This window comes from Roseateles sp. T103 (genome assembly GCF_057219915.1).
In genome coordinates this window covers 169191-189013 of sequence record NZ_JBXVVS010000004.1, presented here as the reverse complement: position 1 = coordinate 189013, position 19823 = coordinate 169191, and the positions used below count along the sequence as shown (strand labels likewise).

Annotated in this window: 19 protein-coding genes; all 19 read left to right on the top strand. The window is 66.2% G+C overall.

Annotation, left to right across the window (positions count from 1 at the left end):
- Position 1: 1 nt before the first annotated feature.
- The 19 genes from AC2EBS_RS13345 to AC2EBS_RS13255 all read left to right on the top strand — a co-directional run bounded on the left by AC2EBS_RS13345 (position 2) and on the right by AC2EBS_RS13255 (position 19818).
- Positions 2-1252, top strand: coding sequence for a lipopolysaccharide biosynthesis protein (locus AC2EBS_RS13345; RefSeq protein WP_484728910.1), 1251 nt, complete (start codon positions 2-4; stop codon positions 1250-1252).
- Positions 1245-1856, top strand: a complete 612-nt coding sequence (locus AC2EBS_RS13340; protein ID WP_484728909.1) for an acyltransferase — start codon at positions 1245-1247, stop codon at positions 1854-1856. The genes AC2EBS_RS13345 and AC2EBS_RS13340 overlap by 8 nt, the downstream gene beginning before the upstream one ends.
- A gap of 11 nt (positions 1857-1867) precedes the next feature.
- The gene (locus AC2EBS_RS13335; RefSeq protein ID WP_484728908.1) at positions 1868-2947 is read left to right on the top strand and encodes a glycosyltransferase; all 1080 of its coding nucleotides are present in this window, start codon (positions 1868-1870) and stop codon (positions 2945-2947) included.
- Positions 2944-4164, top strand: coding sequence for a glycosyltransferase family 4 protein (locus AC2EBS_RS13330; protein WP_484728907.1), 1221 nt, complete (start codon positions 2944-2946; stop codon positions 4162-4164). The genes AC2EBS_RS13335 and AC2EBS_RS13330 overlap by 4 nt, the downstream gene beginning before the upstream one ends.
- Before the next feature lie 2 nt (positions 4165-4166).
- Positions 4167-4868, top strand: a complete 702-nt coding sequence (locus AC2EBS_RS13325; RefSeq protein ID WP_484728906.1) for a class I SAM-dependent methyltransferase — start codon at positions 4167-4169, stop codon at positions 4866-4868.
- Complete coding sequence (locus AC2EBS_RS13320) at positions 4865-6034, top strand: DegT/DnrJ/EryC1/StrS family aminotransferase (RefSeq protein ID WP_484728905.1); 1170 nt, start codon at positions 4865-4867, stop codon at positions 6032-6034. Before AC2EBS_RS13325 ends, AC2EBS_RS13320 begins: the two co-directional genes overlap by 4 nt.
- Positions 6035-6044: 10 nt before the next feature.
- A complete protein-coding gene (locus AC2EBS_RS13315; protein ID WP_484728904.1) occupies positions 6045-6641 on the top strand; it encodes a sugar transferase in 597 nt (198 codons plus the stop codon).
- A gap of 111 nt (positions 6642-6752) precedes the next feature.
- A complete protein-coding gene (locus tag AC2EBS_RS13310; RefSeq protein WP_484728903.1) occupies positions 6753-8639 on the top strand; it encodes a polysaccharide biosynthesis protein in 1887 nt (628 codons plus the stop codon).
- A 417-nt stretch (positions 8640-9056) separates the two neighbouring features.
- Positions 9057-10475, top strand: a complete 1419-nt coding sequence (locus tag AC2EBS_RS13305) for a hypothetical protein (protein ID WP_484728902.1) — start codon at positions 9057-9059, stop codon at positions 10473-10475.
- 178 nt (positions 10476-10653) lie between these two features.
- Positions 10654-11115, top strand: coding sequence for a type II secretion system major pseudopilin GspG (gspG, locus tag AC2EBS_RS13300; protein WP_484729139.1), 462 nt, complete (start codon positions 10654-10656; stop codon positions 11113-11115).
- Between the two features lie 125 nt (positions 11116-11240).
- A complete protein-coding gene (locus AC2EBS_RS13295) occupies positions 11241-11657 on the top strand; it encodes a pilus assembly FimT family protein (protein WP_484728901.1) in 417 nt (138 codons plus the stop codon).
- Positions 11654-12133: a type II secretion system protein gene (locus AC2EBS_RS13290; RefSeq protein ID WP_484728900.1), complete on the top strand. Its 480-nt coding sequence runs from the start codon at positions 11654-11656 to the stop codon at positions 12131-12133. The genes AC2EBS_RS13295 and AC2EBS_RS13290 overlap by 4 nt, the downstream gene beginning before the upstream one ends.
- The gene (locus AC2EBS_RS13285) at positions 12130-12798 is read left to right on the top strand and encodes a type II secretion system protein (protein WP_484728899.1); all 669 of its coding nucleotides are present in this window, start codon (positions 12130-12132) and stop codon (positions 12796-12798) included. Before AC2EBS_RS13290 ends, AC2EBS_RS13285 begins: the two co-directional genes overlap by 4 nt.
- Positions 12795-13820 carry a type II secretion system minor pseudopilin gene (locus AC2EBS_RS13280; RefSeq protein WP_484728898.1) on the top strand — a complete coding sequence of 342 codons (1026 nt, stop codon included), beginning with the start codon at positions 12795-12797 and terminating at the stop codon, positions 13818-13820. Before AC2EBS_RS13285 ends, AC2EBS_RS13280 begins: the two co-directional genes overlap by 4 nt.
- Positions 13783-14922 carry a hypothetical protein gene (locus AC2EBS_RS13275; protein WP_484728897.1) on the top strand — a complete coding sequence of 380 codons (1140 nt, stop codon included), beginning with the start codon at positions 13783-13785 and terminating at the stop codon, positions 14920-14922. The genes AC2EBS_RS13280 and AC2EBS_RS13275 overlap by 38 nt, the downstream gene beginning before the upstream one ends.
- Positions 14919-15539, top strand: a complete 621-nt coding sequence (locus AC2EBS_RS13270; RefSeq protein ID WP_484728896.1) for a GspMb/PilO family protein — start codon at positions 14919-14921, stop codon at positions 15537-15539. Before AC2EBS_RS13275 ends, AC2EBS_RS13270 begins: the two co-directional genes overlap by 4 nt.
- Positions 15536-15988 (top strand): hypothetical protein, encoded by a 453-nt coding sequence (locus AC2EBS_RS13265; protein ID WP_484728895.1) that lies wholly within the window; start codon positions 15536-15538, stop codon positions 15986-15988. Before AC2EBS_RS13270 ends, AC2EBS_RS13265 begins: the two co-directional genes overlap by 4 nt.
- Before the next feature lie 127 nt (positions 15989-16115).
- On the top strand, positions 16116-18128 hold the full coding sequence (locus tag AC2EBS_RS13260; protein WP_484728894.1) for a secretin N-terminal domain-containing protein: 2013 nt from the start codon (positions 16116-16118) through the stop codon (positions 18126-18128).
- A 4-nt stretch (positions 18129-18132) separates the two neighbouring features.
- Positions 18133-19818 (top strand): GspE/PulE family protein, encoded by a 1686-nt coding sequence (locus AC2EBS_RS13255; protein WP_484728893.1) that lies wholly within the window; start codon positions 18133-18135, stop codon positions 19816-19818.
- The last annotated feature ends 5 nt before the right edge of the window (positions 19819-19823 follow it).

The window sequence follows — 19823 nt, the reverse complement described above, 5'->3', positions numbered from 1 at the left end:
CATGAGGGGTGGGCTGCTCCGCGCCACCTTGACGCTGCTGGCCGGCGGTGCGCTGGCGCAGGCGCTGCCGCTGCTGCTCGGGCCCTGGCTGACGCGCATCTACTCGCCCACCGAATACGGCCACTACAGCCTGGTCTGGACCCTGGCCACCAATATCGCCGTGCTGGGCTGCGCGCGCTACGAGTTCGCCTTGCCGCTGGAGACCGACGATGGCGAAGCCGCCACGCTGATGGCGCTGTGTCTGCGCGTGCTCGGTGCGGTGCTGCTGGCCTCGCTGCTGGTCACCGTCGTGCTGTGGCATTGGCAAGACCTGACCCTGGCCTGGCTGCTGCCGCTGGCGGTGCTGGTCGGTTCGGTGGCGCAGTGGCTCACCATCTGGGCCAGCCGCGCGCAGCGCTTTGCGCAGATTTCCGCGGCACGCGTGCTGCAGTACGGCGGCGGCGCGGTGGCACAGGTGGCGCTGGGCCTGGCGCAGCTGGGTGCCTGGGGCCTGATGCTCGGCCCCTTGATTGCGGGTGCGGCGGCCAGTGCGCTGCTGGCGCGTCAGGCGCCGCAGGGCGGCTGGGCGGCGCTGCTGCGCGTGCCGCGCGAGTCGCTTGTCGCGATGGCCAGGCGCCACCGCGACTTCCCGCTGCTGAACTCGCCGCATGCCTTTGCCGGCGCGCTGCAGGACAGTGTGGCGCTGCTGATCATTGCCGCCTGGGCGGGCGACGCGGCGGCAGGCTATTGGGCGCTGGCGCTGCGCTATCTGAAGGCGCCCGCCGGGCTGGTGGGCGGTGCGCTGTCGCAGGCCTTGTATCCGCGCCTGGTCGCCGCTGAGACGCCGGCCGAGGCGCTGGCCACGGTGCGGCGCTCGATGGCGGTGCTTGCCGGCATCGCGCTGGTGCTGGCTCTCGTGCTGCTGGGCTGGGGACCGGATCTGTTCAGCTGGCTGTTCGGCGAGCGCTGGCACGATGCCGGCGCGCTGGCGCGGGCGCTGGCGGCGTATATCGCGCTGCACTTCGTCGCGTCCCCGCTGTCGGTGGCCACGATGGCCTGGGGCGCGCAGGGCTGGGCTCTGCGCCTGGCGCTGTTCGGCCAGCTGATGTTCATCGCCGGGCTGGCCCTGGGTCTGAAGCTGGGCGGCCTGATCGGCGCGGCCTGGGGCGTGTCCGCCGCGATGCTGCTCTACTTCAGCTATTTCTTCTGGTCGTTGGCCACCTGGTCCGAGTTTCCGCATGCCCGTGCAGAGGAGGAGAAAGCCGATGCTTAGGCCCTGGCTGAACCGTCTGCGCCGGCGGCTGTGGCGCGCGCTGTTCTTCCGCACGGTTTTCGGCGAACGCGCGGCAGACGGCACGCCGCTGCCGCACACGCGCATCGCGCCGAGCAGCTGCATCGAGGGCGAGGCGAATCTGCAGCTGGCCGATCATGTCTTCATCGGCCAGTTCAACTTCATCGAGGCCAGCGGCGGCGTGACGATAGGCGAGGGAGTGCAGATCACCAACTTCGTCAGCATCGTCAGCCACAGCTCGCACCGCGCGATCCGGCTGATGGGCCGGCTGTACGCCAGCCATGATGGCGCGAACCCGCCGCCTGGCTATGTGAAGGCACCCATCGTCATCGGCCCCTACTGCTTCATCGGCCCGCACAGCCTGATCGAGGCTGGCGCGCGTATCGGCCGCGGCGCGGTGGTCTGCGCCTATGCGCAGGTGCGCGGCGAGGTGCCGGACTTCGCCATCGTCGCCGGACAGCCGGCGCGGGTGCTTGGCGACGTGCGCGCCAAGGACGCGCAGTTGCTGGCCCAGCATCCCTGGCTGGCGGCGCACTATGCGGCCTGGGCGGGTGATGTGCCTCAGCCGCGAGGCCCTGCGGCGTGAGCGATCCGACCATGAGATTGGTGCTGCTGGGCGACGGCGAAAGCCCGCATCTGCTCAAGTGGGCCCGGGCGCTGGCACCCCGGGTCGAGCTGTGGGCGGCGTCGTCGCGCGGCTTCAGCGAAGAATTCGCAGCGCTGCTGCCCGCCGAGCGGCGCCTGGCGCTGAACACCGACCCTGTCCATGGCGGCGGCAATATCGGCCTGCTGCTGAAGCTGCCGCAGCTGGGGCCCTGGCTGGCGCGTGTGGATGCCGATTGGATCCACGCGCATTACCTGACCTCGCACGGCACGCTGGCCTGGGCCGCGAAGCGGGGCTGGCGGCTGCGTGCGCAGATCGCCGGCTCGGCCTGGGGCAGCGACATCCTCGTCACGCCCGAGCGCGGCTGGGCCTGGCGCTGGCTGACGCAGCGCGTGCTGGCCGCCTGCGAGGTGCTGACCTCGGACTCGCAGCATATGAGCGCGCGCATGCAGGCGCTGGGCGCGCGCGAGGTGATGACCTTTCCCTTCGGGCTGGAGGCGCTGCCCAAGCAGGGCGCGAAGAAGACACCCTGGCTGTTCTTCGCCAACCGCGGGCTGGAGCCTATCTATCGGCCCGAGCGCGTGCTGCGCGCCTTCGCCGCGGTGGCGGCGGTGCAGCCCCAGGCGCGGCTGGTCGTCGCCAACGACGGCTCGCTGCGCGCGGCGCTGGAGCAGCAGGCGCGCGAGCTGGGCCTGGACGGACGCGTCGAATTCGTCGGCCGCTTGGATGCCAGGACGCAGGCCGGCTGCTATGCGAAGGCGCGCTGGTACCTGAGCCTGCCGCAGAGCGATTCGGTGTCGGTCTCGGTGCTGGAGGCGATGGCACACGAGTGTCTGACCGTGCTGTCCGATCTGCCCGCCAACCGCGAGCTGCTGCAAGCCGGCGGCGGGCTGATCCTTGCCGAGGGAGACGAAGCGCGCCTGCCGGAGCTGCTGGAGTCGCTGTTGCCCAGCTCTGAAGCCGCAGGTGGCGCCAATCGCGCCTGGGTCGCCGCGCATGGGCTCTTCGCGCCTGCGGTGGAGAAATTTTTGAACCGTTTGCAGTCCCTGAGCAGGGACAACAGATCTCGATGAGGATTCTGCTGATCAATCACTACGCCGGCTCGCCCAAGCACGGCATGGAGTTCCGCCCCTACTACCTGGCGCGCGAATGGGTGCGCGCCGGCCACCAGGTGCTGATCCTCGCCGCCTCGCACTCGCATGTGCGCAGCACGCAGCCGCAGGCCGGCGGCGAGACCATCGATGGCATCAGCTACTGCTGGTACGAGACGCCGGCCTACCAGGGCAACGGCTTCGGCCGCGTGCGCAATATCTGGGCCTTCTGCCGCCATGTGTGGAAGGATGCCGATGCCCTGGCCCGTGCCTTCCGACCGGATGTGGTGATCGCGTCCAGCACCTATCCGATGGATGTGTGGGTGGCGCGCCGCGTGGCAAGACTAGCCAAGGCCAAGCTGGTCTACGAGGTGCACGATCTGTGGCCGCTGTCGCCCATCGAGCTGTCGGGCATGTCGCCGCGCCATCCCTTTGCGATGCTGTGCCAGAAGGCCGAGGACGATGCCTACCGCGACGCCGATGTCGTGGTTTCGATGCTGCCCAAGGTGCAGGGCCATATGCGCGCGCATGGCCTGGATTTGAACAAGCTGCACATCGTGCCCAACGGCATCACGCTGGACGAGTGGGAAGAGGGCAAGCTCGAGCCGCTGGACAGCCCGGAGCTGGTCACGCATCTGGCGCTGCAGCGTGCCGCCGGCCGCCTGGTGCTGGGCTATGCGGGATCGATGGGCCTGCCCAATGCGCTGGACGTGCTGCTCGATGCCGCCAGGCTGCTGCAGAGCGAGCCGATCTCCATCGTGATGGTCGGCAGTGGCCACGAGCGCGCGCGGCTGGAGCAGCGGGTGATCGACGAAGGCCTCGCCAATGTGGCGGTCTTCCCGCCTATCCCGAAGCGCCAGATCCCGGCGCTGCTGGCGCAGTTCGACATCGCCTACATCGGCTGGCAGCGCACGCCGATCTACCGCTTCGGCATCGCGCCCAACAAGCTGATGGACTACATGATGGCGAGAAAGCCGGTGCTGCATTCGGTGGAGGCCGGCAACGACCCGGTGGCCGAGGCGCAAGCCGGCCTGACCGTGCCGCCCGAGGATCCGCAGGCCGTGGCCGACGGCGTGCGGCGCCTCGCGGCACTGACGCCTGAAGAACGCGCTGCGATGGGCGAACGCGGTCGCGCCTTCGTGCTGGCCGAGCACACCTATCCGGTGCTGGCGCAGCGCTTTTTGCAGGCCGTCAGCTGATCATGGGCGAGCGCAAGCAAGAACTGCAGGCCATCGCTGAGCGCTATGCGCGCCGCGAGGCGGCCGACCGCTACAGCCTGCTGCGCCCCGAGGTCTGGCAGATGCTGCACGAGCGCCAGCGCGCGCTGTGGCGGCTGCTGGCGCAGCACGACGGCAGCCCGGCTGGCTGGACGCTGACCGAGGTGGGCTGCGGCGCCGGCGGCAATCTGCTGGAGATGCTGCGCCTGGGCTTCGCGCCCGAGCATCTGCGTGGCATTGAGCTGCTGCCGGAGCGCTTTGATGCCGCGCGGCGTTCGCTGCCCTCGGCGGTGCAGCTGATGCTGGGCGATGCGACGCAGGCGCACATCGCCGACGCGAGCCAGGACCTGGTGCTGCAGTCCACCGTGTTCTCGTCCATCCTCAGCGACACCGTGCAGCAGCAGCTGGCCGATGCGATGTGGCGTTGGCTCAGGCCCGGCGGCGCGGTGCTCTGGTACGACTTCATCGTCGACAATCCGCGCAACCGCGATGTGCGCGGTGTGCCGCTCTCAAGGGTGGGCGAGCTCTTCCCGCAGGGCCGGCTGCGTGCGCAGCGGCTGACGCTGGCGCCACCGATCGCGAGGGCCGTCTGCCGGCTGCACCCCGGCGCCTACACCGTGTTCAATACCATCCCCTGGCTGCGCACCCATGTGCTGGCCGTGATCGAAAAGCCTCTTCAGCCATGAGCGAATCCCAGCTGCCTTTTCTGCCCTTTGCCCTGCCCGAGATCGGCGAGGAGGAGATCGCCGAGGTGGTGGACACGCTGCGCTCGGGCTGGGTGACCACCGGCCCCAAGGCCAGGCGCTTCGAGCAGGCCTTTGCCGAGTTCCTGGGGGAGCCCCAGATCGAATGCATCGCGGTGAACTCGGCCACCGCCGGCCTGCATCTGGCGCTGGAGGCGCTGGGCATTGGTCCCGGCGACGAGGTCATCACGACGACGCACACCTTCACCGCCACCGCCGAGGTGGTGCGCTATCTGGGCGCCGATGTGGTGCTGGTGGATATCGACCCGGCGACGCTGAACATCGACATTGCGCAGATCGAGGCGGCGATCGCGCCGCGTACCAAGGCCATCGTGCCGGTGCACTACGCTGGCCTGGCGGTGGACATGCTGGCCGTGCTGGACATCGCGCGCAAGCACGGCCTGCGTGTGGTGGAAGACGCCGCGCATGCGCTGCCCACCACGCTGGAGAAGGAGCTGATCGGCACGCTGGGCAGCGATGCCACGGTGTTCAGCTTCTACGCCAACAAGACCATGACCACCGGCGAGGGCGGCATGCTGGTGACGCGCAACGCCGAGCTGGCCAAGCGTGCCAAGGTCATGCGACTGCACGGCATGAACCGCGATGCCTTCGACCGTTTCACCGCCAAGGTGCCCAGCTGGTATTACGAGATCGTCGCGCCGGGCTTCAAGTACAACCTCACCGACATCGCCGCGGCGCTGGGCCTGCAGCAGCTGAAAAGGCTGAGTGCCTTCCAGGCGCGGCGCGAGCAAATTGCGCAGGCCTACAACGAAGCTTTCGCCGACCTGCCGTTGATCCTGCCGCCGCAGCCGGTGGAGGGCGACACACATTCCTGGCACCTCTACGTGCTGCGCCTAGCCGACGAATGCGTGGTCGACCGCGACGTGTTCATCGAGCGCATGTTCGCCAAGGGCATAGGCTGCAGCGTGCACTACATCCCGCTGCACCTGCACCCCTACTGGCGCGACCGCTACGGGCTGGAGCCGGCGCAGTTCCCGCATTCGCAGCGCGCTTACGAGCGCATGCTGAGCATCCCGCTGTACACGCGCATGACGGACGCCGACGTGCAGCGCGTCATTGATGCGGTGCGCGACATCTCTCTGAGTTGACAGCTGCCGGATGGCCAAGCGGCTCTTCGACATCCTGCTCACGGCGCTGGGCCTGCTGCTGCTCTCGCCGCTGCTGCTGCTCGTCGCGCTGTGGGTGAAGCTCGATTCGCCGGGGCCGGTGTTCTTCCGGCAGCAGCGAGTGGGCCGCCACGGCAAGCCCTTCCTGATCCATAAGTTCCGCACCATGCGGGCGGACAACGCTGGGCCGCAAATCACCATCGGCGCCGATCCGCGCATCACGCGCAGCGGCCGCCTGCTGCGTGCCACCAAGCTCGACGAACTGCCGCAGCTCTGGGACGTCTTGCGCGGCGCGATGAGCCTGGTCGGGCCGCGGCCCGAGGTGCCGCGCTATGTGGCGCTGTATCCGGCCGAGTTGCGCGAGATCGTGCTGTCGGTGCGGCCCGGCATCACCGACCTGGCCTCGCTGGAATTCCGCCACGAGAGCGAGCTGCTGGCGCGCGCCGCCGACCCGGAGCGGGAGTATGTCGAGGTGGTGATGCCGCAGAAGCTCGCCCTGGCCCGGCGCTATGTGGAGACGGCTTCGCTGCTGCAGGACCTGTGCATCATCGGGCGCACGCTGGCCGTTCTGACCGGCCGCCGGGGCTGACGAGGCCTGTCGATATCTGGCGCTGGCATGGCAGGCGAGCCGGGCACAATTGCGCGTTTCGCCGCGGGCATCTGCACCGGGCTTGATTTCTGACGCCGAGAGACGCTGCCCGTGTTGTTCTGGCAAACACTCGATACCTTCCTCACCCGGCTGCGCCGCTACCGCGAGCCGGTGTCTCTGCTGCTCGACGCCTGTGTCGTGCTGCTGGCCTGGCAGGCGACCTATCTGTTCCGCCTCGGCTTCGAGCGCTGGGTCTCGGCCCGCCCCAGCTACGACGGCTGGGTGATCGCCGGCCTGGTGCTGCTGTACGTGATCGTGCTCTGGGTGCTGAAGGTGCCCAAGGGCATGTGGCGCTTTTCCGGCTTCGGCGAGGTCAAGCGCCTGGCCTTGGCTTGCCTGATCGCCGGCACACTGGGCGCCGCCGTCGTGCAGATGGCCGAGCTGCGCGCCGTACCGCGCGCGGTGCTGGCGCTGCATCCGGTGTTCGCGCTGATCGGGCTGGCGATGATGCGACTGGGCTATCGCATGCTCTACGAGCATATGCGCGGGCGCATCAGTGGCACGGCGCAGGAGACGCAGCGCGTGCTGGTGATGGGCGCGGGCCAGGCGGCGCGGCTGCTGCTGGCGGGCATCCAGCATCAGGGCTGGGTTGTCGTGGGCCTGCTTGATGACGACGCCGCCAAGCGCGGCTTGCGCATTGGCGGCGTGCCGGTGCTCGGCGGGCTCGATGAAGTGAAGGCTCTTGCCCAGCTGCATGGCATCACGCAGATCATCGTGGCCATGCCCTCGGTGCAGGGGGCGCAGCGCCGTCGTGCCTTTGATCTGGCCGCCGGCACGGGCCTGCATGTACTCACCGTGCCGAGCAGCGCCGAGCTGCTCTCCGGCTGGCGTCCCGAGCAGTTGCGCGACATCGAGCCCGAGGACCTGCTGGGCCGCGAGCCTGTGCAGTTGGACGAAGGCGGCATCGCCGACTGCATCTCCGGCAAGGTGGTGCTGATCACCGGCGCCGGCGGCAGCATCGGCAGCGAGCTGTGTCGCCAGGTGGCGCGCTACGGTCCGCAGACCCTGGTGCTCTACGAGCTCAGCGAGTTCGCGCTCTACACGATCGAGCAGGAGCTGTCCGAGCGCTTCCCGCACATTCCGCTGCTGCGCCTGATCGGCGACGTGAAGGACCTCGATCATCTGCGCCAGACCTTCACGCGCTGCAAACCGCAAATCGTCTTTCATGCGGCGGCGTACAAGCATGTGCCGCTGATGGAGCAGGACAACGCCTGGGCTGCGCTGCGCAACAACACGCTGGGCACCTACCACGCTGCGCTGGCCGCGGCTGAGGCGGGCGTGGAGCGCTTCGTGCTGATCAGCACCGACAAGGCGGTGAACCCGACCAATGTGATGGGTGCGACCAAGCGGGCCGCCGAGCTGGTGATCAGCCGCATGGCGACCCTCTATTCAGGGACACGCTTCATGGCGGTTCGCTTCGGCAATGTGCTGGGCTCCAGCGGCAGCGTGATCCCGAAGTTCAAGGAACAGATCGCCAGGGGTGGGCCGGTGACGGTGACCCATCCAGAGATCACACGCTATTTCATGACCATCCCTGAGGCAGCGCGCCTGGTTGTTCAGGCCGCAGCCATCGGCGAGAGCGGGCGCGTCTATGTGCTCGACATGGGTGAGCCCGTGAAGATTCTCGATTTGGCCCGGGACATGATCCGGCTGTCGGGGCATAGCCTCGATGAGATCCGCATCGAGTTCAGCGGGCTGCGGCCGGGCGAGAAGCTCTATGAAGAGCTGCTTGCCGACAGCGACACTGTCCAGTCCACGCCCATTGCCAGGCTGAACATTGCCCGGCTCGACGACTCCAAGAAAAGCACTGCTGTGCTGGAGTGGCTGCATCAGCATGTTCCGCAGCAAGACTGCCGCCAGGTTCAGAGCGATGCGCGGGTCAAAGCCAGCCTGCAAGCATTGCTGGACGAGGAATTCGTGCCGCGAGCTAGTTGCTGATTGATCGATGCGCCGCTGCTAGCCTCGACAACGGCGCACGGGCCGAACGTTGGCCTCGCTGCGGCTGCCTAGCAGGTCGGGGCTCTGTCGCCTGCGTCTCCGCACTTCACTGTTGTTCTTGCCCCGCTGTTTGGGCACTAGTTCATGACTCAGCTCAGCTTCCCTCTTCTGGCTGTAGTTGGCGCACAACAAACGGCGTTGATCCAGCGATCCGGGGCTTGTGCTGCCGCTAGCATTGCGCTCGCTAGTGTTGTGGGTCCAATGCAGAGGCAAAGGTGTTTTCCCGCAATATGGGTTGATTCGTTGACATCGCGATGTTTGGCTGTTCTAGAATGCTCTGGCGTGCCATAACAACGTACGTGTGATTCGCGAATCATTGATTGAGTTCTTATCCATAACCTTTGTGGAGTTCACCGAATGAAAAAATTTGTGTTTAAGGCGACCGCTCTGGCGATCGGTGCGCTGGTTGGAGGTGTGGCGATCGCCGACACGAACCTGAATACCGGCGCTCTGACCGGTACCACTGCGTTCGCAAGCGAAATTGACTACAGCTCTGCGACCGGTACTCCCATCAACACGGTTAATCCGGTGGTGACGACTGATCTGGGCTTCGGCGTGAGCGGTGGTCAGAATCGCTACATCCGCATCAACCTGAGTGGTGCCAAGCTGGGTGCGGCTCTGGCCTCGGCCCCCGCTACGGCCGTCGCTCCCGCTTTTGCTAACGTTACTCTGGTGCAGGGTGGCGCTGCTGGTGACGCGTACGCCATCTATCAAATCACCGCCAATGCTGCAGGCCATGCAGCGGGTCAGGATGTGACTTTCACCTTTGCTGATCTGGATGTCACGAACGGCAATGCCTCTCCGGTGACTGTTTCTTACAAGCTGTACGAAACCGCCGTTGATGCCGCAAACGACAGCGCTAACACGCTGTACTCGAAGTCGGGCAATCTGGTGACTTTCGGCGCTGGCCTGTCTTACTCGCTGACCGCTAACACCACAACCGCGTCGGTCGAAAAGTCCTTCAAGGAATTCACCACGACTGGCACGAATCCTGGTCTGAGCGCGTCGCTCGCTCGTCTTGGTGCTATCACCTACACGGTGAATGCTGTTGCGAAGGCAGACGGTACGGCTGTCGGCCTGGGTGACCTGTTGACTGCGGCTTCGAAGATCGTCGTCGCCGGTGATTTCACCGCTCTGACTTCGAGCGGCGCTGCTCCGAACGGCGTCTATCTGTCGAACGCAAGCACTTGCGCTGCTGCTGCTTTCGCTGGCACCGTCAACACGGCGAAGACATCTGCAGAGTTTGTGGTTGGCACGACTGCCGGTGGTGACGCCGGCAAGTATCACCTGTGTTACGAAGTGACTGCTGCTAAAGAGCTGCCTGCTCAAACGGTAACTGCGGCGCTCGATCTGACTGCTGCGGCAGGCTCGTCTGCGGCAGATGTGGCTGCGGCTTCTGTTGGTTCGATCATCCGCGACGGCACCGAGTTGCAGGCCCCGTTTGCGACGATCCACCCCGACTATCTGTCGCGCGTGGTGCTGACGAGCCAGCATACTGCGGATGCATCCGTTGTTGCCAGCGTGATTGCTGAAGACGGCGTTTCTTGCCCGACCGTGAATGGTTCTTACACCATCAAGGCCGGCAAGCAGTTGGTCATCAACACCAAGGACATTTGCCCCGCTCTGAGCGCCGGTAGCCGTCTGGCTGTGAAGCTGATCATCGCTGCGCCGAACACGACCATCTCTGGCGTGTACAACGTGATGAACTACAACCAGACCACTGGCGCTACGGATTCGCTGATTTCGTACCCGCTGCTGCGTCCGGGCTCCAACTAATCACCTCTGAGTGATTAACCCCAGGGGCGCCGTAAGGCGCCCCTTTTTCTTTGGTGGCGACAAGCGAATCTTGGCGTCGGGTGCAGGCGTCAACTGGTCATGTCTACAATTCTCCGTCGCCCGCAGGTCTACTGGAGTGGGCGTCAATTTGTCGTCGTTGGTCTTTCTTGGCTTATCCATGAATTTAAACAATTGGCATCGTCCCAGGCGGACTCTGGGCTTCACGTTGCTTGAGATGCTTGTCGTCCTGGTCATCATCGGCATGCTGGCCGGTTTGGTCGGACCACGCCTGTTTTCCAAGGTTGAGCAGTCCAAGGTCACCACTGCCAGCACACAGGCCAAGACACTGCGCGGTGCGGTGGAGAGTCTGCATCTCGATATCGGGCGCTATCCGACGCCTGAGGAAGGCCTGTCGCTGCTGACCAAGGCACCTGCCGAGCCGGCACAGGCGACACGCTGGCGCGGCCCGTACTTGGACGGTGCATTGCCGGACGACCCCTGGGGCCGTCCGTACCAATACGCGGTGCCCGGTGCCGAAGGGCAGCCCTTCGCGCTGTACTCGCTGGGCGCCGATGGCAAGCGCGGTGGTTCGGGCGATGCGGCCGATATCGGCGTGCTGCCTGCTGCTGGCGGGCAGTGATGCGCAAGCAGCGGTGCCTCCACGCTGGCCTGGCCTGTTGATGACGCATCCAGCTGGTTGGCAAGCAACGAGCAGTCGTACGCGCCCCGTCGTTTGTTAGCGCCACCTATCGTGTCTTGCTGCGGATGGGCTCCGTTCTGATGGGTGCTGCCGAGCTACCGCGTGCCATGCGCGGCTTCACGCTGCTGGAATTGCTGGTGGTGCTGAGCATCGTCGCGATGACGGCTGGGCTGATCGTGCCCTCAGCCTCGCGTTGGGTGTCGTCTGCGCAAGAGCGCGGCTGGCAGCAGGAACTGCGTGCCGAGTTGGCCGCTCTGCCCATGCGTGCATTTCGACAGGGTGAAGCGCTGGAACTGGATGCGCCGGCGCTGCGCGCCTTGCTGCGCGAGCCTCTACCGGAATCGGTAGTCATCGAGTTGTCGGCGCCACTGCGCTACAGCGCCGCCGGCGTGGCCGCTGGCGGCACACTGCGTCTGACCACAGCAGATGGCCGTGTGCAGCAATGGACGATTGCGGCTCTGACCGGGCAGGTGACGCCTTGAGCGCAGCCGCACAGCCTTGCGGCGCGGCGTTGCAACGCGCCAAGCGGGCCCAGGGCTTTGGCTTGCTGGAGGCCATCGTGGCGCTGGCGATTCTGGCGGGCACAGGTGCTGCCCTCTTTGCCTGGATTGCGCAGAACCTTCAAGCTGCGGCGCGTGTCGAAGCGGAGCAGGCGAGAGTGGCGCTGCAGCAGGCGGCGCAAGGGCTGGTCGCCAGCGTGAATCCCTTTGTGGAGCCGGAAGGCTCGCGCAGCCTGGGGGGCTTGCGGGTGACCTGGCGCGCCAAGCTCGTGGCGCCGATGCGTGCCAGCGTGCCGACGCAGGCACGGGAGCCGGTGCGCTGGCGCGTGGGCTTGTACGAGATGGAAGTATCTGCTGCCGATGAACTGAGCGCGATCAACACCCGTTTCACAGTACTGCAAACCGGGCTGGAGCTGCTGGGTGGGGTGCAGCCTGGTCGCGGAGCGCCAGCGCCGTGAAACGAGTCCGCCTCATCAACGTGGCAGGCTGCTCTAGCGCAGCGCGGCGCCAGCTGGGGATGACGCTGCTGGAGACACTGGTCACCTTGGTGATCGTGGCCATGGTGGCCGGCTTGCTGTCTGAGGGGCTGTTTCAAGTGGCACGCATTGAGCAGCGCCTGGGCGGCGCGCAGCTGCAAGCGCAACTGCAGCGCCTGCATGCGCTGTGGGTGCAGCAGGCGCTGGAGGGCTTGATGCCCGGCGTGGCGGAGAAGCCCGAACGCTTTAGTGGTGGGCCGCGTGAGCTGGCTGGATTGAGCACGCAATTGCCGGCGCCACAGCGGCTGGGGCCGCAGCCGCTGCGCCTGAACCTGCGCTTCGTGCCCGAAGTGGGGGTCACCGAATTGCAGCTGAGTTTTGGTTTGGCGGGTGGAGCCCCAGAACAGAATGCGGTGCTGGCACGCTGGCCCGGCGATGGCGGAGCGCTGCGCTATCAGGATTCGGCCGGTGCCTGGCGCGAGCAGTGGCCGCCCGCGCAAGACGGCGAGTTGCGCACGCCGACAGCTCTGCCGCAAGCCATTGCCATCGACCGCGGCGATTCGGGGGGCGGCCTGCTGCTGGTGGCGCGGCCGGCAGCCCGCGCTGAGCCCTTGGGTCAGCGCATCGATCTGGACAAGCTGCCATGAGGCGCCAAACCAATCGGTCAATCCAAGGGCAGCAGGGCGGCTACGTGCTGCTCTTCGTCACGGTGGCGCTCATCGTGGTGGCTATCGTGGCCGGGCGCCTGGCGTTTCGCATCGACAGCCTGCGGCAGCAGGCGCTGACGATGCAGGGCTACGCGCAGGCCAGCCTGCAGGCCGACAGCGCCAAGGCTCTGGCCTTGTACTGGCTCAGCACGCGGCCGGCTGGCTTGTCGTCAGCGGGTTTTGTGGACGAGCAGCCGCTGGCATTGGATGGGCGGCTCTACCGCACCGAGCAAGGCGCTGTGCTGCGGGTCCAGGACGAGCGCGGTCTGCTCTCGATCAACGTGCCCGATCGGGAGGCGTTCGTCAGCGTGCTTCTGGGGGCGGGCGCCTCGCTGCAGGATGCATCCGCCATGGTGGACGTGCTGGAAGACTACGCGGACAGCGATAGCCTCAAACGCCTGAGCGGCGGCGAGGCTGCTGACTATCGGGCCGCTGGCTTGCCCGAGCCGCGCAATGACTGGATTCTCTCGACTGACGAGCTGGCGCGCATGCTGGTGTGGCAGCGCTCAGAACCGGTGCGCGTCAAGGTACAACCCTGGCTGGGTGTGCGGCGTAACAAGCTCTTCAACCCGAACACCGCGCCGCTGGATCTGCTCAAGAGCATCTGGCCCAAGGTGTCGGCTGAGCAGTGGGCGCTGTTCGATACGCTGCGCCGGCGTGCGCCCTTTGCCGATGCTGCTGCAGCAACAGCCAGTACTGGCATTCCGTTCCAGGGCGAGCACCTGCTGTTCCACGCCAGCAACGCGCTGCGTCTGCAGCTGTGGGCGCCCGGTCTGCCGCAGTCGCTTGAGTACAATCTTTTGATCCTGCCGACGGGGGCGACCGCGCCCTGGCTGATCCATGAGGTCCGTCAGTCCAACCGTCTTCTCGCCCCCACCGATGACATCACGTCTGTTGCGAAATTTCCTGTCCCGAGTCAGGCCGTTGCCCAGCCCCGAGCGCTGGCCCAGCCTGCGCCGTGAGGGACTGATACGCCCCGATGGGGCGCGTGGCAGCGGGGCGGTGCTGGTGGCGCGCTCCTTGATGCGTTACCGCTGTGTCGATCTGGCTGGTGTGCCAGCGGCAGATCGCGTCGGCGCCTTGCAGGCGCAACTGCTGGCTTGGCAGCCGTTTGCCGACGGCGAGATGCTGGTGGATCTGCATGGCGAGCATGCCCAGGTCTTTGCGCTGCCGCGCGAGGCAGTGCAGGCTGCTGGGCTTGCGTCTGAGCGCTTGTGGCCGGAGTCGCTTTGCCACGGTGCGCTTCACGACGGCTTGCATCTGCTGCAGTGCCTCGAAGGCGTCGAGGGCCAGGCCTGGCGCGACGGTGTGCTGCGGGCCAGCCGCTGGTGGTCTGCAATGCCTGACCTTGCTGAGTGGCAGACCTTTGCGCGCCTTGGCCATGTGCCGGGCATGCAGACCGGTGTGCCACCAGCCCTGCAGCAGTTGCCGTGGCAGCGTCCGGTCCGCCAGCCTCGGCCGGCTGATCGACTTGAACACAACGCGCAGAGTCAGGAGCGGCTCATCGTGGGTGGGGTGGCCTTGGTGATGGTGGTTTTTGCCGGCATGACAGCACGCAGTGCCTGGGACGCCTACCATGACCGTGACGCGGCTCAGGCCGCGCTGGCACAGCGTCAGCAAGACACCAAGCCGATGCTGCAGGCACGGCAATCGGCCATCGAGCAGGCTGACCGCAGCGCCGCGCTGATTGCCCAGCTGCAGGCGCCGCGGCCGCTTGAGGTGATGGATGAGCTGGCGCGTCGCTTGCCCAAGGGCATCGTGGTGCGAGAGTTCGACCTGAATCAGCTGACGCTGCGGCTGGTGCTGGAGTTGCCGGCCGAGGTGTCCAGGGCCAAGCTGGTGGCTGAATTGGAGTCGGGTGCCTGGTTCACCCAGATCAGCGAGATCAAGGACGGCATGCCGCGTTCGGGCCTGGCGCTGGAGATGAAGCTTGCTGGCGTGCAGCCGTCGATGCGTGTGGCCAATGCAGATGCTGGGCTCAAGCGCGGGTCTGCTGAGGTCCCTTCGCCACCGCCTGGGTTGGAGCTGCCGCCGCCCGGTGGCCAGGGGAGCAGAAGGCCATGAGCTTGGTGATGGAGCCGCGCGACGGCGCTGGGTCGGCCTGGGTGCAACAACTGATGCAGGCGCGTACAGAATGGCGCACGAATGCCCGGCTGCGCTGGGGTGTCTGGCTCATCGCGGGCATGTTCCTGCTCTGGCTGTTGCTGCTTGTGCAGGATCAGACGAGCGCATGGCGGGCCGAGGCGGACGAGGCCAGAGCAGAGTTGGACCGTCTGCGTCCCATGCAGAGCGGCGGCGCTGTGTGGACAAAGCGCGCGGAAGACGCTCGCCTGCATCTTGAGGCTGCTCGCAGCATGCTGTGGACTGGCTCCAGCCAGGGCCTGGTGGAGGCTGCGCTGCAGGACACGCTGCGCAGCTGGGCCGAAAAGTCCGGCCTGGCGGTGCGGGAGTTGAGCATCGTCGGTGCTGCCGATCGCAAGAGCGCCGCAACCCAGGCCGTGCGTGCGCGGCTGGTAGTGGAGTACAACCAGCGCCTGGCGCTGATGGGGCTGCTGGCCGAGATGGGGCGTTCGCCTCAGCTGATGATGGTGGACAGCCTGCGCCTGCGTCCGCAGTCACAGCCTGCGCGGGCTGAACTGGAGGTGCGGGTGCTCTACCTGGCCGAGGAGCGCAAGCCATGATCGGCCAGTTGGGTGTGCGGCAAGCGCTGCTGATCTATGGCGCGGCGGCTCTGCTTGGCTGGTATGCCGTGTCCTCAGAGCCGGCACCGGCCTCGCTGGTGCAGGCGCGCCGCGATGCCTGGCAGTTGGCCAGTCTGCCGGTACCCAGCGACGGCATGAGTCAGGCAGTCCAGGTCGCTGCGTCGCCGATCTGGGGTGTGGATGCCAAGCCGGCCGATGCGAAAGCCGCTCCCATCGAGAATACGCGCTGGCGTCTGGCGGGCGTCTTCGGTGCTGGCAAGGTGGGCGGGGCGCTGGTGCTGTTTGATGACGCCGCCAAGCCGCCGCAGCGGTTGAAGGTGGGTGAGAAGCTGCCCAGTGGCCACGTGATCGAGTCCGTGGACGGCAATCAGGTGTGTGTGCGCATTGGCAAGAAGTTGTACCGCTTTGGAGTCGAACAACGTGAGTGAGCAGAACCGCTTTTCGATGCGGGCGGTGTCGGTGGCAGCGATGGCTGCAGTGTTGGCCGCTTGTGCACCATTGCAGCCCGTCATCCCGCCTTCTTTGCCGCTGCCAGGTAATCAAGCTGCGAGCGTGATGCCGGACGCCAACGCGGCGCGCAGCAATGAGCTGAAGGTCTCGTCCTTGCCGCAGCCGCCACAGCAGCAGTTGTCCAAGGCGCAGCGCGATCGGCTGGCGCAGGATGCCGCACAGCAGCAGGCGCTGGCCGTCACGGGCGATGAGGTTGCCGCCATCAATCTGCAGCAAGTGCCGCTGCCCACCTTCATCCAGGTGGTCTATGCGGAGATCCTGAAGCGCAACGTCAACATCGATCCGGCGGTGCTCAGCCGCAAGGAGCTGGTGACTTTCCGCACCGGCGCGGCGCAGTCGGCGGCGCAGCTGGACAACGCGCTGAAGCTCTTGCTCAAGAGCTATGGCATCGCGGCCATCGATGTTGGCGGTCTGCTGCGCGTGGTGCCCGACAACGCACAGCTGGGCAATCTGCCCGAGTTGCGGCGCGGGGAAGCATCTCCCGATACCCCGCTGCCTTTGCGTCCGATCTACCAGTTGGTGGAACTCCAGGTGGTCCGGCAGACCGATGTGGTGGGATGGCTGAGAACTTTATTCGGCACGCGCATCACGGTGCAGGAGGACATCGGCCGCAATGCCTTGCTGCTCAGCGGCACGCCAGACAATATGCAGGCGGCGCTGGAGACCATCCGCGTGCTAGACCAGCCGTTGATGAACGGGCGCAAGAGCATTGCCCTTACGCCGGCCTATTGGTCTGTCGACGATCTGGCTCGGCGTTTGAACGAGGTGCTGACTGCGCAGGGCTACGCCGTTGCGCCCCTGGGCCAGTTGGGTCAGCAAGGCGGGGTACGTTATCCCGTGGTGTTGTTGCCGGTTGCCGGCACGAACCAGATCTATGTGTTTGCCGCCAGTGACGAGGTGCTCAAACATGTCGAGAACTGGGCTCGTACGCTCGACCGACCCAACGAGCGCGGTATCGGCAAGAATTACTTCACCTACCAGGTTAAGCACAAGGACGCGACGGCACTGGCGAAGACGCTGGAGCAGCTGCTGAGCGGTCGTGCGCGGCTCAGCACGACCGCAGCGGCCCCGGCAGCAGGCGGCACCGCTGGCGCGACGGCAGCGACGCCGACCACGTCCGTGGTGGTTGATCAGTCCAGCAATATGCTGATCTTCCAGGCAGCTGCGGACGAGTACTCGCAGATCAGCGCGCTGCTGCAGACGCTGGACCGCCCAGCCAAGGCTGCGTTGATCGAAGTGACGGTGGCTGAGCTGGCGCTGACCGACAGCACGCAGCTGGGTGTCGAGTGGCTAGCCACGCATGCGATGAGCAACGGGGCCAAGGTGATCGGCGGCACCAGCGGCGGCCTGTCCATCGGGTCGGCTGGCGCAACCTTCAAGGTGCTGGATACCGTGGGCGGCGTGCGCGCCACGCTGAACGCGCTGGCTTCGAACAACCAGGCGACCATCCTATCCAGTCCGCGCGTCCAGGCCCGCAACGGTGAGACAGCGACCATACAGGTGGGCCAGGAAGTGCCCATCATCACCAGCCAGCAGACCACAGGCTCCACGGTGCTGACTGGGACGACGACCGCCTCCTCGGTGCTGCAGACCATCCAGTACCGAAACACCGGCGTGATCCTCAAGGTCAAGCCAGTGATCCATTCGGGCGACCAGATTGATCTGGAGGTTCAGCAGGAGGTCAGTGCAGCCGCATCCACGAACACTGGCGTGAATAACTCGCCGACATTCAGCACGCGCAAGCTCGACACCAAGCTGACCCTGCGCAATGGCTCGACGGTGTTGATGGGCGGCCTGATCTCCAACGACGACAGCAAGGGCAGCGCTGGCATTCCGCTGCTGAAGGAAATTCCGCTGGTGGGCAACTTGTTCAGCACGCAGACCAAGACCGGCAACCGACGTGAGCTGGTGGTGCTGATCACGCCCTATATCCTGAACGACAGCCACGAGGCAGAGACGATGACGGATGCCTTCCGCCGTATGCTGGGCACCTGGGCTGCGCCGGCGCGGCCCGCGACCCCCTCGTCGCCCGCTGACGCTGGCAAGCCGGCGAAGTAGAGCGATGACGACAGCGCTGCTGGGTGAGCTGCTCCAGGCCAAGGGCTTGGTGAAGGCTGCGGATGTTGACAGCGCCTTGGCGCTGCAGTCCAGGCAGGGCGGCAGGCTCGGCGAGATCCTGGTCAGGTTGGGGGCCATCTCGACCGGCACCCTTTACGGCGCGCTGGCCGAGCAATTGCAGTATCCGCTGCTGGATGCAGCGCATCTGGACGAGGCCGTGATCCGCGCCACCTTGGTCCGGATGCAACTACCTGCCTCCTGGTGGCTCGATCGGCAGGTGCTGTTGTGGTCAAGCGCCGAGGGCCTTTGCGTGGCCAGCGCCGATCCCTTAGATATCGACGTACGCGAAGCCTTGGCCGCAGACCCAATGGGTGCGCAGCCGCGTTGGCATCTCTTGCAGCCCAACGATGTTGAGGCCTGGGCGCAGCGTTTGCGCTATGAGGCTAATGGCGCGGGTGCCAGTGCGCTGGATGCGCGCACGCTGCGCGAGCTGGCTGAAGATGCGCCGGTGGTGGCCTTCGTCAACAACACCTTGGCCCAGGCGCTGGAGGCGCGTGCGAGCGATATCCATGTGGAGCCGGGCGAGCGCGAATGCACGCTGCGCTTTCGCATCGATGGTGTCTTGCATACGCGCAGCACCCTGCCCATGGATCGCTATCCGGCAATCGCGTCACGCATCAAGCTGATCGGTGGTCTGGACATTGCTGAGCGTCGCCTGCCCCAGGATGGCCGTATCGGTACACGCGTGGCCGGACGCGAGGTGGATATCCGCATTTCCTCCATTCCAGCTGTCCACGGCGAATCGCTGGTGCTGCGCCTGCTTCCCAAGGAGCGTGGCGATGTGGGCATGCACCGCATTGGCATGGAGCCAGACCATCTGGCCCAGTTTCGGGACTGGCTCCAGTGGCCCAACGGCCTGGTGCTCGTGACCGGTCCGACCGGTTCTGGCAAGAGCACCACGCTGTACAGCGCGCTCTCGCACATCAACGATGGCGTGCGCAAGCTGATCACGGTTGAAGACCCGGTGGAACTGCGTTTGCCCGGTGTGGTGCAGATCCAGACCCAGGCCGACATCGGCTACACCTTCGCGCGTGCCTTGCGCTCCATCCTCCGCCATGATCCCGACGTGATCATGGTGGGCGAGATCCGCGACCGCGAGACGGCCGAGATCGCCATCCAAGCTGCGTTGACCGGACACCTGGTGCTGGCAACGTTGCATACCAATGACGCGCTTTCGGCTGTCAACCGCCTGGTCGACATGGGCATCGAGCCCTATCTGGTTGCGGCTGCGCTGCGGGCGGTGATGGCCCAGCGGCTCGTCCGTCGACTGTGTCCTGGTTGCGCCCGGGCGCACAGCGATATCGAGCCCTTGAACCAGCGATGGGCGCGCTTGGTGCCGCGTACGCCGGCATCAGCAGGCTTGCCTGAGCAGCCGAACTGGCTGATGGCTCAAGGCTGCGAGGCCTGTTCAGGTACCGGCTTCCGTGGCCGTGTTGGCATCTACGAGCTGGTGACGGTGTCACCCGCGCTGCAGCATGAGATTGCACAGAATGCGCCGATCGAGCGCCTGATGGAACTGGCTCAACGCGATGGCCGGAGATCCATGGTCGAAGATGGCCTAATCAAGGCGGCCCGCGGTCTGAGCACCCTCGATGAGGTGATGCGCGCCGCGAGCGCCCAGGACGATTAAGGCGT